Source organism: Luteibacter sp. (assembly GCF_051958795.1).
Classification (GTDB): domain Bacteria; phylum Pseudomonadota; class Gammaproteobacteria; order Xanthomonadales; family Rhodanobacteraceae; genus Luteibacter.
In genome coordinates, this window is sequence record NZ_JBQCFT010000312.1 from 1 (window position 1) to 16,202 (window position 16,202).

A 16,202-nucleotide genomic window follows, 5' to 3' on the forward strand; every position below is an offset into this window, starting at 1 on the left:
GGGGGGGGGGGGGGGGGGGGGTGGGGCGCCCCCCCCCCCCCCCCCCCCCCCCCCCCCCGCCCCCACGAGTCTCGCGTCAGGACTGCAGCTGGACCACGTCCCACTGCACGTCGGCGCTGGTGTCGGCGTCGTAATCCACGCCCTTGGCCTCGAAGCCGAAGAGCTTGATGAACTCGTGCTTGTAACCGGCGTAGTCGGTTTCTTCCCACAGGTTGGCCGTGGTCACCTTCGGCCAGAGCGCCTTGCACTCGGCCTGCACGTCATCGCGCAGCTCCCAGTCATCCAGGCGCACGCGGCCTTCCGGATCGGTCTCGGCCGGCTTGCCGTCGGTGCGGTAGAGACGATCGTGGAACAGGCGGTTGATCTGTTCGATGCAGCCTTCGTGGAGGCCCTTCGCCTTCATGATCTTGAAGACCATCGAGACGTAGAGCGGGATCACCGGGATGGCCGAGCTGGCCTGCGTGACGACCGACTTCAGCACGCCCACGTACGAGCGCAGGTGGAGGCCGGCGTGGCGCTTGGCAAGTTCGTGCGCCGTACGCTCAAGGTGCTCCTTCGCGAGACCCAGGGTGCCGCGGCGGTACATCGGCCAGGTGGTCTCGGTGCCGATATAGCTGTAGGCGACGGTCGTGGCGTTGTCCGCCAGTACACCGGCCTTCGCCAGGGCGTCGATCCACAGGGCCCAGTCCTCGCCACCCATGACGGTGACGGTGTCCTTCTTTTCCTGCTCGGTAGCCGGCTCGACCGTAGCCTCGACGACTTCGTTCTTGTTCGTATCGACCGAGGACGCCTTGAAGACCTCGCCCACCGTCTTCAGCGCCGAGCGCACCACCGTGCCCGGCTCGCCCATCGTCGTGCCTTCCGGGAGCTTGCGCACCGGGGAAGCGAGCGAATAAACGACCAGGTCGACCTTGCCACCCATCTCACTCTTGATGATCTCGATGGCCTTCGCACGGGTCTCGTTCGCAAACGCGTCGCCGTTGATCGACTTCGCGAACAGGCCCGCCTCACGCGCGACCTTGTCGAACGCGTAGGCGTTGTACCAGCCAGCCGTGCCCGTCTTCGTTTCGCTGGAGGGCTTTTCGAAGAACACGCCAAGGGTGTCGGCGCCATGGCCGAAGGCAGCCGTGATGCGCGAGGCCAGGCCGTAGCCGGTGGACGAGCCGATGACCAGCACCTTCTTTGGGCCATCGGCGAACGCGCCACTGGCTTTGGTGATGGCGATCTGCTCTTCGACATTCTTCGCACAGCCGACCGGGTGGGCGGTGGTGCAGATGAAGCCACGAACCTTGGGTTGAATGATCACGGTTTGTCCTTTGACGCGATAAGGCCGCCATTCTAAATCGGGACGCGGTCCATGCGCTTCCGCATGTTGCAGGGCAAAAAAAACCCCGCCGGTAGCGGGGTTTTCGGAGTACGACGGCCGCGAGGCTTACAGGCGGTCGTTGGCAATGACGATCTTGGCCTTCGCCTTAAGGGCGTCGATGTACTGGACGGTGACGGCATGCGCCATCGCGTCCATCATCTGCCCACGCAGGCCATCACGCATCGCCTTTTCCACCTTCGACGGGTCCCCGTCGGTGACCTTGTCCACGGCGACCACGGCGTAGCTGCCCGTGCCGTCGGCGACGGCCGTCCAGGACGGCTTGCCATCGACCGGGTGCGGGAGCGAGAAAGCGGCCTGCAGGATCGCGGGCGGAACGTCCTTCGCCTCGGCCAGCTTGCTGCGCACCAGGCCCGTCGCGGTCTTCACCGGCACCTTGGCCAGGGTGGCGACGTCGCCGCCCTTGTTGAGCGCGGCAACCAGCTCGTCAGCCTGCTTCTTCGCCAGCGCGTTGACGCGCTCATCCAGGATCCGCTGGCGAATCGCGTCCTTCACGGTCGCGATAGCCTGCGGGGCGGAGGCATTGTGCTTGGCGAGGTGCATGATGATCGCATCGCCCTGGCCGACCTGCACCAGTGACGAGTTGTTGCCCTGGGTCAGGACATCCTCGGCGAACGCGGCCTGCACGAACTTCGGATCCTGGGTGACGCCCTCGCCACCGTTCCGGCCGAACAGCGGGCTCGTCTTGACCTCGAGACCGAGTTCCTTGGCGGGGACGTCGAGTGAACCGGGGTTGCGCTCGGCAAGATCGGCCAGCTGGCCGGCCTTCTCGTTGTACAGGCGCTCGCCTTCGGCCTTCGCCCAGTCGCTGGCCAGCTGGCCACGCACTTCGGCGAACGGCTTGGCGTCACCCTCGCGGGCGTCGCGCAGCCAGATGATGTGATAGCCCTCGTCCGGCGAGAGGATCGGCTCCTTGCTGACGTCGCCCTTCTTCATCGCGAACAGCGCGCTGTCGAATGCCGGGTTGGTCACGCCCTTTTCGAGCCAGCCGAGGTCGCCGCCCGTGCGCTTGGAGCCCAGGTCGTCCGAGTTCTCGGCGGCCAGCTTCGCGAAGTTTTCCGGCGTGGCCTCGGCGGCGATCTTCTTTGCCTTTTCCAGCGCGGCCTTCTGCTGATCCGGCGTCGCGTTCTTCGGGACGTTGATCAGGATATGCGACGCCATGCGCTGCTCGGGCTGGGCGTAGCGCTGCTTGAACTTGTCGTAGTACTCGTGGAGCTGCTCGTCGGTGGGCTCGCCCACCTTCAGGTCGGCCTGCTTCACTTCGAGGTACTGCACGGAGACCTGTTCCGGCGTGGTGTAGTCGGCGAGATGGGCCTTGTAGAAGGCATCGATCTCGCTGTCGGCAACCGTCGCATCGGTGAGCGACGGGTGCGGCAGGTCGACGAAACGCAGGTCACGCTGCTGGTCGTGCAGGCGGAAGAAATTGTCGACGTCGGCGTCGCTCACGAGCGTCGTGGCCGAGATGGCCTCCGGCAGCATCTGCGTGGCGAGGCCCTGGCGAACGCGAGCTTCGTACATCGCCGGGGTCATGCCCTGCGCGGCGAGGACGGCGCGGTAGGTGCCCGGCTCGAAGCGGCCATCGACCTGGAAGGTCTGGTCGGTGCCGATCACATCGCGCACGGCGAGGTCGGAAACCGCGAGACCGAGATCGGTGTTCGCCTTCTGCAGGAGCGCCTGGTTGATCATGCCATCCAGGACCTGCTGCTTGACCTCGGGCTTCTCGAGATCGGAAGGCTTGTACGGCGAGTTGGGGTTGGCCATGAACTGCTGGCGCAGCTCGTTGATGCGCGCCTGGAACTCCTGCTGCGAAATCTCGTGGTCGTCGACCTTCGCCACGAACGTATCGGTGTGCGAGACGAAGTACGACTCGATGCCGAAGAAGGCGACGGCAAAGACGCAGATGCCAAGGACGATGGCAGCGGGCCAACCGTGGATCTTGTTACGCAGGGCTTGCAGCATGATGCAACTCGCACAGGTGGCACCGGCAAACCGTTGCCGGCGGTAGATAAAGCAAAGGCGCCACACGGGCGCCTTTGCGGGACCATTGGCGGAGTGGACGGGACTCGAACCCGCGACCTCCGGCGTGACAGGCCAGCATTCTAACCGACTGAACTACCACTCCACTTCCCGTTGGTGGGTGCTGAGGGGATCGAACCCCCGACCAGCGCCGTGTAAAGGCGACGCTCTACCGCTGAGCTAAGCACCCCCTACGGTAAGCCGTTTAGTTTACGTGATCCTTGAGCGCCTTGCCAGCGGTGAAGGCCGGAACCTTCGAAGCCGGGATCTTGATCTCTTCATTCGTGCGCGGGTTGCGGCCCGTGCGGGCGGCGCGGCTGCGCACCTTGAACGTGCCGAAGCCCACGATGGCGACGTCGCCGCCGCTCTTCAGGCCTTCCTTCACCGCCTCGATGAAAGCCTCGAGCGCGCGGCCGGCATCGGCCTTCGACAGCTCGGACTTCTCAGCAATGGCGGCGACAAGTTCGGTTTTGTTCATTACGTGACTCCCTAAAGGTAATTCGGAACGCCGGACGGCGATCCCGGACGAAAATACGTCAGGTCAACGGACCTGCCAAAGGCATGATCGGCGACCCCGCGATGCATGGCGCCCTTGCGGCGCGGGCGATGGCGGTGTGGCCTTTATACCAGCGCCCTCCCCCCGCCGCAACACGAGCAATACCAACGTTTTCAGCGCAAGTGCATCATGCGGGGAGGCTTGCGCTGACGATGAAAAACGATTATCGCGGGTGATTAATGACAGGTTAGCGAAAACAAAAAGGGCGCACCGAGGGTGCGCCCTTTTGCCGCCGTGACGGCACGTTACGTCAAATCAATGCGTGAGCGACGGGGAGTTCTTCCCCTTGCCACCCTTGCCCGATTTGCGCGTTACCTCAACGGGCTTCCCGTCTGCAGCCTTGGAGGGCCCCAGGGGTCGTTCCAGTGCGAGGTCCAGCACTTCATCGATCCACTTCACCGGATGGATCTCCAGCGAGCGGGTGATGTTTTCCGGCAGGTCGACGAGATCCTTCCGGTTCTCATCGGGGATGATCACGGTGGTGATGCCGCCGCGATGCGCCGCAAGCAGTTTCTCTTTCAGGCCACCGATGGGCAGCACGCGACCGCGCAGCGTGATCTCGCCCGTCATCGCGACCTCGGAGCGCACCGGCACCTTGGTCAGGGCGGAAACCAGCGCCGTGCACATGGCGATACCTGCGCTCGGGCCGTCCTTCGGCGTAGCACCTTCCGGCACGTGGATGTGGATATCGAGCTTCTCGTGGAAATCCGGCTCGATGCCCAGGCCTGCCGCGCGAGCGCGGACAACACTGAGTGCCGCCTGGATCGATTCCTTCATCACATCGCCGAGCTGGCCGGTGTGCACGAGGCGCCCCTTGCCCGGGACCACGGAGGCCTCGATGCTGAGGAGATCGCCGCCGACCTGCGTCCACGCCAGGCCGGTGACCAGGCCCACTTCGTTCTGCAGCTCCGCGCGGCCGAAATCGAAGCGGCGCACGCCGAGGTAATGATCAAGATTGCTCGCATCGACGAGCACCTTGCCGGGGGCGGATGCCTTCGCCTTGGCGCCCTTCGCAGGTGCCTTCGCTACCTTGGCCTTCGCATTGGCCGGCACGGTACCCAGGGCAAGCTCCTTCACGACCTTGCGGCAGATCTTGGAGATCTCGCGCTCGAGGTTACGCACGCCCGATTCCCGGGTGTAGTAGCGCACGATGTCGCGCAGCGCATCTTCGGCCACCGCCAGCTCATCCGCCTTCAGGCCATTCGCCTTCAGCTGCTTCGGCAGCAGGTACTTCTGCGCGATGTTGAGCTTCTCATCCTCGGTGTAACCCGGGATGCGGATGACTTCCATGCGGTCGAGCAGCGGGCCAGGGATGTTGAGCGAGTTAGCCGTGGCCACCCACATCACTTCCGAGAGGTCCAGATCGACTTCGAGGTAATGGTCGTTGAACGCGTGGTTCTGCTCCGGATCGAGCACCTCGAGCAGGGCCGACGACGGGTCACCACGGAAGTCCATCGACATCTTGTCGATTTCATCGAGGACGAACAGCGGGTTCTTCGTGCCGACCTTGTTGAGGTTCTGCACGATGCGGCCCGGCATGGAACCGATGTAGGTCCGGCGATGGCCACGGATCTCGGCCTCGTCGCGAACGCCGCCCAGGCTCATGCGGACGAACTTGCGGTTCGTCGCCTTGGCGATCGACTGGCCGAGCGAGGTCTTGCCCACGCCCGGCGGACCGACGAGGCAGAGGATCGGGCCCTTCATGGTGTTTACGCGCTGCTGCACCGCCAGGTATTCAAGGATGCGCTCCTTGACCTTCTCCAGGCCGAAGTGATCGGCGTCGAGGGTTTCCTGTGCGAGCGCCAGATCCTTCAGGACCTTGCTGCGCTTCTTCCACGGCACGCCGACCACCCAGTCGAGGTAGTTGCGCACGACCGTGGCTTCCGCCGACATCGGCGACATCTGCTTCAGCTTGTTGAACTCCTGGCGCGCCTTCGCGAGGACTGCCTTCGGCATGCCCGCGTTGTCGATCTTCTTCTGGAGTTCTTCAATCTCGTTCGAACCTTCCTCACCCTCACCCAGCTCCTTCGGGATGGCCTTCATCTGCTCGTTGAGGTAGTACTCGCGCTGGCTCTTCTCCATCTGCGACTTCACGCGGCCGCGGATGCGCTTCTCGACCTGCTGCAGATCCATCTCGCCATCGACAAGCCCGATCAGCAGCTCGAGACGCTGGCCGACGTCCGACGTCTCCAGGACCTTCTGCTTATCAGCCATGCGCACCGACAGGTGCGCGGCGATGGAGTCGGCGAGGCGCGACGGATCGTCAATGCCCGACAGGGTCGCGAGGATCTCCGGCGGCAGCTTGCGGCTCTGGTTCACCAGCTGTTCGAACAGCGAGACCAGCGAACGCGAAACGACATCGAGTTCGCGATCGCTTCCGGTGTAAATCGGCTCAATGACGCGAGCGCGCCCGCGCATCATGCCGGCCTCGTCCTCGAACGACTCAATCTGCACGCGCGACTGCCCCTCGACCAGCACCTTCACGGTGCCATCGGGAAGCTTCAGCAGCTGCAGCACGCCGGCGAGCGTACCAATCTGGTGCAGGTCGTCCACCGACGGATCATCGATGTCCGGGCTCTTCTGGGCCACGAGGAGGATCTGCCGTTCGCCTTCCATCGCCTGCTCGAGCGCGCGCATCGATTTGTCGCGCCCCACGAACAGCGGGATGACCATGTGCGGGTAGACGACGACATCGCGCAGGGGGAGGACCGGCAACAGGTCCAGCGCGGCTCCGCTCGTGGTTTCTCTGCGATTCTTCGCCATGTGTAAGGGTTTTCCCTCAAAGAATGTGGGGTTCGCCCCGACACTGCGCCGGAGCCACCATGGTAGTCAAGTGGAGGTTCGCGAAGGGACCATCAAGGGCTACGCCTACATACAAAAACGGCCCCGGCGCTGTAAGGCGCCGGAGCCGTTCATGTGTTACGGCGGGACGCGTCAGGCGGCGTCGCCGCCCTCGCCCGCGATCCGCTGCTGCAGGTTGCCGCGGTAGATCAGGTACGGCTCGGCCTGGCCATCGATGACGGCGTCGTCCACTACCACCTTGCTGACGTGCTCCAGCGACGGCAGCTCGAACATGGTGTCAAGCAGCACCTGCTCCAGGATGGTGCGAAGGCCGCGTGCGCCCGTCTTCCGCTTCAGCGCGCGCTTGGCGATCGCCGAAAGGGCTTCCGGACGGAACTCGAGCTCGGCGCCTTCCATGTCGAACAGCTTGCGGAACTGCTTTGTGACGGCGTTCTTCGGCTCCGTGAGGATCTGCACCAGCGCGGCTTCGTCCAGCTCATCGAGCGTGGCGACGACCGGCAGGCGGCCCACGAACTCAGGGATGAGACCGAAACGGACCAGATCCGCCGGCTCCACCTCGGACAGCATCTTGCCGACGTTCTCGGTACGTTCCTTCGAACGCACTTCGGCGCCGAAGCCGATACCGGTGGTCTCGGAACGCTGCTGGATCACCTTCTCCAGGCCGGCAAACGCGCCGCCGCAGATGAAGAGGATGTTGCGCGTATCGACCTGCAGGAACTCCTGCTGCGGGTGCTTGCGGCCACCCTGCGGCGGAACGGAGGCCAGCGTGCCTTCGATCAGCTTCAGCAGCGCCTGCTGGACACCCTCACCGGACACATCGCGGGTGATCGACGGGTTTTCGCTCTTGCGCGAAATCTTGTCGATCTCATCGATATAGACGATGCCGCTCTGAGCCTTTTCAACGTCGTAGTCGCACTTCTGCAGAAGCTTCTGGATGATGTTCTCGACATCCTCACCGACGTAACCGGCTTCGGTCAGGGTCGTGGCATCCGCGATCGTGAACGGCACGTTGAGCAGACGGGCCAGCGTTTCCGCCAGCAGGGTCTTGCCCGAACCGGTCGGACCGATCAGGAGGATGTTGGACTTGCCGAGTTCGACATCGTCGTTCTTCTGGCGCGATTCCATGCGCTTGTAGTGGTTGTAGACGGCAACCGACAGCGCCTTCTTGGCGCGGGTCTGGCCGACCACATACTGATCAAGCGCTTCCATGATTTCGCGCGGCTTCGGAAGCTGGGTACGGCCGGAGGCCGCCTTTTCTTCCAGTTCCTCGCGAATGATGTCATTGCACAGCTCAACGCATTCGTCGCAGATGAACACGCTGGGGCCGGCGATCAGCTTGCGCACTTCATGCTGGCTCTTGCCGCAGAAGGAGCAGTACAGAATCTTGCCGTCGTTGGAACGGCCTTGCCGCTCGTCGCTCATGCTTTGGGCCCTACTGAGAATCCAGATGCGCTTTGAGAATAGCACAGCACCCCGCCCCGGGAAGTCGGGGCGAAGTGCTGGATTTCACAAGCGAAAATACCTATCAAGCGGATTTGACGGTGTCGACCGTGCGCTTGTCGAGCACCGAATCGATCAGGCCATAAGCCTGCGCTTCCGCGCCGCTCATGAAACGATCGCGCTCGGTGTCACGGGCGATTTCCTCGACCGTCTTGCCGCTGTGGTTCGCCAGGATGGCATTGAGACGCTCACGCATCGTGAGAATTTCACGGGCGTGGATCTCGATGTCGGTGGCCTGGCCGGAAATGCCGCCAGCCCAGGGCTGGTGGATCATGATCCGGGAGTGCGGCAGCGAGTAACGCTTGCCGGCCGCACCTGCCGCCAGCAACAGGGCGCCCATGGAGGCGGCCTGGCCGATGCACATGGTGCTGACATCCGGCTTCACGAACTGCATGGTGTCGTAGATCGCCATGCCCGCGGTGACGGAGCCGCCGGGGCTGTTGATGTACAGGTTGATGTCCTTGTCCGGGTTTTCCGACTCAAGGAACAGGAGCTGCGCGACGATCACGTTGGCCATGTAGTCGTCGACCGGGCCCACCGCGAAAATCACGCGCTCCTTCAGGAGGCGCGAGTAAATATCGTACGAACGCTCGCCGCGCGAGGTCTGTTCGACGACGATGGGCACCAGGTTGAGGTTCTGGATCGGCGCCATGGACATGCGGTCTCTCCTAGGTATGGGGCCCGGTTAGTGCTGGTAAACCGGCGCCTCAGGCGCCGATCGGCCGCATTACCTCGTCGAAGCTCAGTTCCTGGTCGCTGGACTTGGCGTTATCTGCCACCCATTCGGCCACCTGGTCTTCCATCACGCGGTTCTGCAGTCCCTGCATCAGTTGGGGGTCACTGTTATACAGTTCAATGACCTTTTCCGGTTCTTCATAGGTGGAAGCGATCGCGGCGAGCATTTCGCCCATGCGCTTGCGATCCAGGCGCAGCTCGTTCTTGCGGGCGATCTCACCCATGAGGAGGGCGGCGATGACGCGCTTCTTCGCGAACGGCAGGGCCTGGGCCACCATCTCCGGCGACGGCTGCTGGCCGCGCGGCAGGTTGCCGGCCGCCAGGCTCTGCGCCTCGGCATTGGCCATGAGGTCCGGCACGTCAAGGTCCGGGTACGCCTCGGCGAGCTTCTCGGCCACTTCCGACTTCAGGCGGGCCATGAGGGTGGCCTTGAGCTCGCGCTCGAGGTTGGCGCGGACTTCCTTGCGGAAGGTCTCGACATCGCCATCGGCCACGCCGAACAGCTGGATGAACTCGGCATCCACGGCCGGGAGGTTCGGCTCCTGGACCTTGATGATCTTGAAGGTGACCTTGGCGGTCTTGCCGGCGAGTTCCGGGTTACGGAAATCGTCCGGGAAGGCGACGTCCTGGACCAGGTCTTCACCGGCGCTACGGCCGGTCAGGGCATCGTCCAGTGCCTTGAACAGGGTGCCCGAGCCGATCACGCTGCCAGCGCGCTCAAGGCCCTCGGCCGGGAAGCGGTAGTCACCGGCTTCGGCGGCGTATTCGAACATCACGAAATCGCCTTCCTTCGAGGCGCGGGCGACTTCGTCGAAGCTGCGACGCTGGGTGCGCAGGGTCTCGATCATCTTGTCTATGTCGGAATCCTTCACCTCGGCCTTCGGGCGGGCGATCTCAAGCGCGGCCACGTCGACCGCCGGGAATTCCGGCATGACTTCGAAGGTGGCGGTGTAGGCGATCTCGCCGTCGACGGCGTTGCCCGTGGTGTCGACCGACGGGTTGGCGATCGGCTGGAGCTTCTCCTGGTTCACCGCTTCGCGCAGGGTGCTGCCGATGAGGTCCGAGAGAGCCTCGCCACGGACCTGCGCGCCGAAACGCTGCTTGATCACCGTGGTGGGCACCTTGCCGGGACGGAAGCCCTTGAGGCGGACCGTGCGGCCCATTTCCGCGATGCGCTCGGAGACCTGCGTCTCCAGACGCTCAGCCGGGAATTTCACCGTGAGCTTGCGCCCGAGCTTGCCGACATTCTCAACCGAAACCTGCATGACCTCTCCTGAAACCGCCGCTTATCTACGGCGCGATGGCGGCATCCGCCGCCTTGACCAAAACTGTAGGGATTCACCGCGAGCGCCTGGCCCCACCCCGGACCAGCCGGCGCTGACGAAAACCCCGCAAATGACTGCCCATTCTACGTTTTGCCGTCATACCGCCGCAACAGGCCTCACGGCCCGGTCCAGCGTCGGGGGCCACCCCCTTCCGCTGCCAGCGAATCACCCGGATTGGCGAGGGCGCAGGCTGACATGGAGAGGCACCCACAGCCAATGCAGTCGCCCAGCCGGTCTCGCAGGTTGGTGAGCTGGGCAATACGGTCGTCGAGGTCCTGGCGCCAGCGGGCCGAGAGGCCCGCCCAATCTTCCCGGCTGGGCGTACGGCCTTCCGGCAGGCTTGCCAGCGCCTGCCGTACCGCCTCGAGGGGAATACCGACACGCTGGGCCACGCGGATCACGGCGATCCGGCGCAGGACGTCGCTGCCGTAGCGGCGCTGGTTCCCGGCGGTCCGGAGGCTGTGGATCAGCCCTTTCCTCTCGTAGAAATGAAGGGCGGACACCGCCACCCCGGCGCGGCGGGCCACTTCACCCACGCTCAGCTCACGCATCGCTTGACCTCAACCATGGTTCAGGTCCGATCCTGCGGCTTCCGGGGCACGCACGCAAGCATGCGACACTCCCCACCCCCAAGGATCGACCATGAACGCGGGTATGTCTGACCCCCAGCTCCTCCACGCCGCGGCCTCCCCTGCCGAAGGCATCCTCGCCCCACGCTATCGGGCGGCCACGCTCGGCATGGTCGCCCTGATCTCCCTGATCGCGTTCGAGGCCCTCGCCGTCACGACGGCGATGCCCACGGTCGCACGTGAGCTCGACGGGCTGCGCCTGTACGCCCTCGCCTTCGGCGGCGTGCTCGCCACCAGCGTCATCGGCATGGTGATCTCCGGGCGCTGGAGCGACCGGCGCGGCCCGGGTCCCGCCCTGTGGACTGGCCTGGGCGGCTTCGTCGCCGGCCTGGTGGTCGCTGGCTTCGCCCATACGATGCCCATGCTGCTCGCGGGCCGGCTCATCCAGGGGCTCGGCGCGGGCCTTCTGTCCCCTGCCCTCTACGTCATCGTCGGCCGCCTCTATCCCGATCACCTGCGCCCCAAGGTCTTCGCCTCGTTCTCCGCGGGCTGGGTGGTGCCGGCGCTGATCGGCCCAGCGGTGAGTGGCCTGATCGTCGAGCACGTCGGCTGGCGCTGGGTCTTCCTGGGCGTGCCGCTGCTTGCGATTCCGGCGGCCCTCGGCGTACGCGGAGCCATCCGCTCGCTTGACCCGCCCGTCGCTCACCACAACGATCAGCCCGGCCGCATGGTCAACGCGGTCGGCGCCTCGCTGGGCGCCTGCGCGCTGTTCATGGCCGGGCAGGAACAGGGGTGGCGGGCCGTTGCGCTTCTCACACCCGCGCTCGGCGCGCTGATCTTCTGTGGCCGACGCCTGCTGCCACCGGGCACGCTTCGTGCCGCTCGGGGCTTACCCGCGGTCATCGGCCTGCGCGGTCTTGCGGCATCCGCTTTCTTCGGCGCCGAGGCTTTTCTGCCGCTCGCCTTCTCACGCCAGCACGGCCTGTCACCCACATGGTCTGGCCTCGCGATCAGCGTGGGCGCCGTGGGCTGGTTTTCAGGCTCGTGGTACCAGGGCCATCTGGCGAAGATCTCGCGGCAGGCGCTATTGAATCGTGGAACGGCATTGATGGCGATCGGCACGATCGTCGCCGGCCTCGCCACGTTCGCCGCCACGCCAGTCGCTCTTTCCGTACTTGGCTGGCTTACCACCGGGCTCGGCATCGGCATGGTCTACGGCACCGTGTCGACGCTCGCGCTTTCCATGTCGGCGCCACACGAACAAGGCACGAACGCTTCGGCGCTGCAGCTATGCGAATCGCTCGCGGTCGCATCGACACTCGCCATTGGCGGCTCGCTGTTTGCGGCATTGCTCAACGTATCGCAGACGATGGCGTTCGGTGCGAACTTCGCCATCACGGTTTTGCTTGCGTGGTTGGCGAGTGTGGTCGCACGCCGGACGAACGCGCCAGCACTACGTTAAGCGAGAAAAACCCTACGCAAGCCATCGGCCAGGATCACCTGTTCGTCGGTCGTACACGCCACTACTTTGCATGAAGGCAAATGACGCCTGCTACGCTGAAGGGCAACGCACCTCATGGATCGGGCGACCACATTGGACCGGAACGACAACGAGCAAATTCAGTTAGCCATCTCGAAGACCGTAGCCGAGACGTTAAAGATCCTGGAGGAAAGCGCGAGAGCACGTGACGAGGGCGCGAAGTTGCGTGCGGAAACCGCGAAGATTGAGGCCGAGCACCGTCATTACCTCAAGATCACCTTCATCACGCTGCTGGTCAGCGCACTGGGTACTTGCGCAGCGGTCATCGCAGCGGCGCTCAAGCTAACCTTCTAGGCGGCCCGCAGCCGGGCGACCGATTCGACCGACGAATGCAAAGCGCCCCGGCATCATTCCGATACCGGGGCGCCTGGAATCACATGGTGCGAAAGGAGGGACTCGAACCCTCACGGATTTCTCCGCCAGAACCTAAATCTGGTGCGTCTACCAATTCCGCCACTCTCGCATCGCGGCGCCATTCTAGGGGCAGGCAAGCCGCCGGTCCACACCGGGCCGCGTGGCGTGGCCTATACAGCGTGGCGCGCCCGACACACTCAGCCCTGGCAGCCAGCCAGAAGATCCAGCTCCGGCCGGTAGACCTCGGTCTTCGCCTGGAAGAAGCCCAGCAGGGTGTGGAACAGGTTGTCCTGGCTGGCCGGCTGGACACGGCGCCGGTCCACGCACTCCATCCGCAACCCGCTGTCGCGCACCCAGCCCGGCGACAGCCACATAAGCATGGGGATGTGCTTCTGCTGGGTGGGTCCGGTCGCCCAGTCGGCGCCGTGGAGGTACACGTCCTTCTCACCGAGCGATTCGCCGTGGTCGGAGAGATACATCATGGCGCTGTCGACATCGGGCTCCGCCTTCAGCGCCTCGACCACCTTGCCGAGGATGTGATCGGTGTACAGGATCGTGTTGTCGTAGCTTGCCACCGTCTGCGCGTAGGTGCAGGTCTGCACCTCGGCGGTATCGCAGCCGGGCCTGAAGACGTTGAATGCAGCCGGGTAGCGCTGGAAGTACGCCGGGCCATGGCTGCCCTTGATATGCAGGACTAGCAAGGCCGGTGAGCGGAGTTTCGCGAGTCGCTCAGGCAGGTCGCTGATGAGCACCTCGTCGAGGCAACCACTGGCGTCGCACAGGCCGGCAATCTTCGCATTCGTCAGGTCATCGTTCGGCACGCGCTCGCAGACGTCCTTGCAACCCTCGTCGTTATCGCGCCAGAGCACGTCCACGCCCGCATGCTGCAGCACATCCAGCGCATTCCAGCGCGCCTTGGCCACCGGCTTGTCGAATTTCTCGCGCGTCATGTTCGAGAACATGCACGGCACGGACACCGTCGTCGCTGTCCCGCAGGACCAGGCGTCGCTGAAGTAGATGGCGCCTGCGCGCTGCATCTCCGGGTTGGTGTCGCGCGCATAGCCCTGCAGCGACTGGTTTTCGGCGCGCGCAGTCTCCCCAACCACGAGCACGACGACACGCTTGCGCGCCGCCATCGCAGCGTTCGGCGTGAGGGTGGCGTCCGTGCCGATCGGTGCCACCACCCTCTTCTTGCGGAAGACATCGCGCTGCAGGTAATGGAACGTGCCGCTGAGCGCGGCGTACGGGTGGTACACGTCGTACATGCCGCGGTGGTTGCGCTCGAAGTAGATGTAGTTGCGACCGACCAGCAGGGGCGGCAGGACGAGCAACAGCGTAGCGGTAACGATGATGGCCGCGCGCACACCAAGGCTGCGCCACAACGGCATGAAGCGCACGGGGACCAGCGAAATGATCACGACGGGAAGCACGCCGAACAACGCCATCCAGCCCAGGAAGGCAGGCGTGATCAGCGCCATGGCCTCCGCACGCGTCGTCTCGAAGATGCTCTGGATGATGTCTTCGTTGAGACGGACGCTAAAGGTCTGCGTGTAGTAAGCGCTCGCCGCCGAAACAAGGATCAGCAATGCCAGCAGCGGCTTGCTGATGCGCGGCCAGATGACCAGCGCAAGGGTGAGCACAAGGTTCGCTACGAGCCGGCACCAGATCGACACGCTGAGGGCCCAGAAGCCGGCGGTGCCGCGTGATACCTCGAGTGCGCTATGCACCTCGCCCCAAAGCGGACGATTGAGCACGGCAAGGATATAAAGGGCCACCGTCACGCCCAGCAGCCAGGCAGGGATGCCACGCTTCGCGCCGCGCCGTACAGTGTGTTCTTGAATAAGCATGAGGCCTCGACCTGGCCCCTTGGGTACGCCAGCGTGTAAGAAATGTGTAACCGGCAAGCGTACCAAAGAAAAAGGCGCTTAGATTTCTCTAAGCGCCTTTCAAATTGGTGGGCCGTGTAAGATTCGAACTTACGACCAATTGATTAAGAGTCAACTGCTCTACCAACTGAGCTAACGGCCCGGAAACGTAAATTGTAACAAACAAAAGTGGGGTGGACGATGGGATTCGAACCCACGACATCCGGAATCACAATCCGGTACTCTAACCAACTGAGCTACGCCCACCATAAACCTTAACTGGCGCGCCCGACAGGAATCGAACCTGCAACCGTCGGCTTAGAAGGCCGATGCTCTATCCGGTTGAGCTACAGGCGCAGGCACTGTACGTAGAGCACCAATTGGTCGGGGCAGAGGGATTCGAACCCCCGACATCCAGCTCCCAAAGCTGGCGCTCTACCAGACTGAGCTATACCCCGAAACCTAAAACGACACCGTTGTACTGGCGAAGCTTTCAGATGCTACGGGTCAAAGCCTAGCCCGTCAATCCGTATGAACACACCACACTTTCCACTACCACCACTGAAACCGCGAACGACATCAATGGTGTTTTAAAAATGGTGCGCCCGGAGAGATTCGAACTCCCGACCACCAAGTTCGTAGCCTGGTACTCTATCCAACTGAGCTACGGGCGCACACTTAAAACCTTAGACCCGGTGGAGATCGCTGTGAAGCGTTTCCGCCGTGCCGAGAAGCGGAATTATTCAGATATCGAGGGTGTGCGTCAACACTTTTTTGAAACTTTTTTTCTCGCAACGGTAACAGTCGGGGTAATTGGACGGCTAAATGGTTGTCGCACGGGCATTTGAGCGTCCTGTAACGAAGAAGGGCGGCCAATGGCCGCCCTTCCCTTTTTACAGCTGCGTAGCCGGCTTGCCGACCTTATCCGGCGCCGAGCCGGAATCACCGCGCGGCGGCGGAGGCGGCGTCGAGCCAGGCTTCTGCCAGTCGGCCGGCGGGCCGGGCTCGCGACCATTCATGATGTCGTCGATCTGGCGCGCATCGATGGTCTCGTACTGCAGCAGTGCTTCCGCCATCACGTGGAGCTTGTCGATGTTGGTGGTCAGGAGCTCCTTGCTGCGCGCGTAAGCGCGATCCAGGATGGTCCGCACCACTTCGTCGATCTTGCGCGCGGTCTCGTTGGAGACGCTCTTGTGCTGCGTCACCGAGCGACCGATGAAGACCTCGTCCTCTTCCTCGCCGTACATGACCGGGCCGAGTTCGTCCGACAGGCCCCACTTTGTCGCCATGTTGCGCGCCATCTTGGTGGCCCGCTCGATGTCGTTGGAAGCGCCGGTCGTGATCTTGTCCGCGCCGAAGATGATCTCCTCGGCAACGCGGCCGCCGTACAGCGACGCGAGCTGCGATTCGATCGCGACCTTGTTCATGCTGTAGCGGTCGCCTTCCGGCAGGTACATGGTCACGCCCAGGGCGCGGCCGCGCGGGATGATCGTGACCTTGTAAACCGGGTCGTGCTCCGGCACCAGGCGGCCGATGATGGCGTGGCCAGCCTCGTG

The 16,202-nt window shown here is 63.8% G+C and carries 11 protein-coding genes, 8 tRNA genes and 1 pseudogene; 2 read left to right on the forward strand and 18 right to left on the reverse strand.

Annotation, left to right across the window (positions count from 1 at the left end):
* Positions 1 to 76: 76 nt before the first annotated feature.
* The 10 genes from fabV to soxR form a co-directional block, all read right to left on the reverse strand.
* Positions 77 to 1,306 (reverse strand): enoyl-ACP reductase FabV, encoded by a 1,230-nt coding sequence (gene fabV / locus ACTHLF_RS16010; protein WP_440328513.1) that lies wholly within the window; start codon positions 1,304 to 1,306, stop codon positions 77 to 79.
* 126 nt (positions 1,307 to 1,432) lie between these two features.
* Entirely contained in the window at positions 1,433 to 3,343 is a 1,911-nt protein-coding gene (locus ACTHLF_RS16015; protein ID WP_440328514.1) for a SurA N-terminal domain-containing protein, read from the reverse strand.
* Positions 3,344 to 3,429: 86 nt separating this feature from the next.
* A tRNA-Asp gene (locus ACTHLF_RS16020) sits at positions 3,430 to 3,506 on the reverse strand.
* Positions 3,507 to 3,515: 9 nt separating this feature from the next.
* Positions 3,516 to 3,590 (reverse strand) — tRNA-Val (locus tag ACTHLF_RS16025).
* 15 nt (positions 3,591 to 3,605) lie between these two features.
* The gene (locus tag ACTHLF_RS16030; protein ID WP_247327622.1) at positions 3,606 to 3,878 is read right to left on the reverse strand and encodes an HU family DNA-binding protein; all 273 of its coding nucleotides are present in this window, start codon (positions 3,876 to 3,878) and stop codon (positions 3,606 to 3,608) included.
* Positions 3,879 to 4,211: 333 nt separating this feature from the next.
* A complete protein-coding gene (gene lon / locus ACTHLF_RS16035; protein ID WP_440328515.1) occupies positions 4,212 to 6,719 on the reverse strand; it encodes an endopeptidase La in 2,508 nt (835 codons plus the stop codon).
* 171 nt (positions 6,720 to 6,890) lie between these two features.
* Positions 6,891 to 8,180, reverse strand: coding sequence for an ATP-dependent Clp protease ATP-binding subunit ClpX (gene clpX, locus ACTHLF_RS16040; RefSeq protein ID WP_247427989.1), 1,290 nt, complete (start codon positions 8,178 to 8,180; stop codon positions 6,891 to 6,893).
* A gap of 103 nt (positions 8,181 to 8,283) precedes the next feature.
* Positions 8,284 to 8,910, reverse strand: a complete 627-nt coding sequence (gene clpP / locus ACTHLF_RS16045; protein ID WP_425492858.1) for an ATP-dependent Clp endopeptidase proteolytic subunit ClpP — start codon at positions 8,908 to 8,910, stop codon at positions 8,284 to 8,286.
* A gap of 55 nt (positions 8,911 to 8,965) precedes the next feature.
* A complete protein-coding gene (gene tig / locus ACTHLF_RS16050; RefSeq protein WP_440328516.1) occupies positions 8,966 to 10,258 on the reverse strand; it encodes a trigger factor in 1,293 nt (430 codons plus the stop codon).
* A gap of 176 nt (positions 10,259 to 10,434) precedes the next feature.
* Complete coding sequence (gene soxR, locus ACTHLF_RS16055; protein WP_440328518.1) at positions 10,435 to 10,869, reverse strand: redox-sensitive transcriptional activator SoxR; 435 nt, start codon at positions 10,867 to 10,869, stop codon at positions 10,435 to 10,437.
* A 91-nt stretch (positions 10,870 to 10,960) separates the two neighbouring features.
* On the opposite strand from soxR, the gene ACTHLF_RS16060 reads away from it, so the two are divergent.
* Both ACTHLF_RS16060 and ACTHLF_RS16065 read left to right on the forward strand, forming a co-directional pair.
* A complete protein-coding gene (locus ACTHLF_RS16060) occupies positions 10,961 to 12,349 on the forward strand; it encodes an MFS transporter (protein WP_440328520.1) in 1,389 nt (462 codons plus the stop codon).
* 114 nt (positions 12,350 to 12,463) lie between these two features.
* A complete protein-coding gene (locus tag ACTHLF_RS16065; protein WP_440328521.1) occupies positions 12,464 to 12,721 on the forward strand; it encodes a hypothetical protein in 258 nt (85 codons plus the stop codon).
* An 84-nt stretch (positions 12,722 to 12,805) separates the two neighbouring features.
* Here the strand turns inward: ACTHLF_RS16065 and ACTHLF_RS16070 are convergent.
* From ACTHLF_RS16070 to ACTHLF_RS16105, 8 genes and pseudogenes are all read right to left on the reverse strand, one after another.
* A tRNA-Leu gene (locus ACTHLF_RS16070) sits at positions 12,806 to 12,890 on the reverse strand.
* Between the two features lie 88 nt (positions 12,891 to 12,978).
* Positions 12,979 to 14,628 (reverse strand): phosphoethanolamine transferase, encoded by a 1,650-nt coding sequence (locus ACTHLF_RS16075; protein WP_440328522.1) that lies wholly within the window; start codon positions 14,626 to 14,628, stop codon positions 12,979 to 12,981.
* A 105-nt stretch (positions 14,629 to 14,733) separates the two neighbouring features.
* A tRNA-Lys gene (locus ACTHLF_RS16080) sits at positions 14,734 to 14,809 on the reverse strand.
* A gap of 27 nt (positions 14,810 to 14,836) precedes the next feature.
* A tRNA-His gene (locus tag ACTHLF_RS16085) sits at positions 14,837 to 14,913 on the reverse strand.
* Positions 14,914 to 14,926: 13 nt separating this feature from the next.
* Positions 14,927 to 15,003: transfer RNA gene (locus ACTHLF_RS16090), tRNA-Arg, on the reverse strand.
* A gap of 24 nt (positions 15,004 to 15,027) precedes the next feature.
* A tRNA-Pro gene (locus ACTHLF_RS16095) sits at positions 15,028 to 15,104 on the reverse strand.
* A gap of 139 nt (positions 15,105 to 15,243) precedes the next feature.
* Positions 15,244 to 15,320: transfer RNA gene (locus ACTHLF_RS16100), tRNA-Arg, on the reverse strand.
* A gap of 219 nt (positions 15,321 to 15,539) precedes the next feature.
* Positions 15,540 to 16,202 (reverse strand): annotated as a pseudogene (locus ACTHLF_RS16105) (ATP-dependent zinc metalloprotease FtsH); the annotation flags it as partial.

Coding starts and splice junctions, on each gene's coding strand:
- soxR (WP_440328518.1), bottom strand. CDS start 10,869: ATGCGTGAGCTGAGCGTGGGTGAAGTGGCCCGCCGCGCCGGGGTGGCG.
- lon (WP_440328515.1), bottom strand. CDS start 6,719: ATGGCGAAGAATCGCAGAGAAACCACGAGCGGAGCCGCGCTGGACCTG.
- clpX (WP_247427989.1), bottom strand. CDS start 8,180: ATGAGCGACGAGCGGCAAGGCCGTTCCAACGACGGCAAGATTCTGTAC.
- ACTHLF_RS16065 (WP_440328521.1), top strand. CDS start 12,464: ATGGATCGGGCGACCACATTGGACCGGAACGACAACGAGCAAATTCAG.
- clpP (WP_425492858.1), bottom strand. CDS start 8,910: ATGGCGCCGATCCAGAACCTCAACCTGGTGCCCATCGTCGTCGAACAG.
- ACTHLF_RS16075 (WP_440328522.1), bottom strand. CDS start 14,628: ATGCTTATTCAAGAACACACTGTACGGCGCGGCGCGAAGCGTGGCATC.
- ACTHLF_RS16030 (WP_247327622.1), bottom strand. CDS start 3,878: ATGAACAAAACCGAACTTGTCGCCGCCATTGCTGAGAAGTCCGAGCTG.
- ACTHLF_RS16015 (WP_440328514.1), bottom strand. CDS start 3,343: ATGCTGCAAGCCCTGCGTAACAAGATCCACGGTTGGCCCGCTGCCATC.
- tig (WP_440328516.1), bottom strand. CDS start 10,258: ATGCAGGTTTCGGTTGAGAATGTCGGCAAGCTCGGGCGCAAGCTCACG.
- ACTHLF_RS16060 (WP_440328520.1), top strand. CDS start 10,961: ATGAACGCGGGTATGTCTGACCCCCAGCTCCTCCACGCCGCGGCCTCC.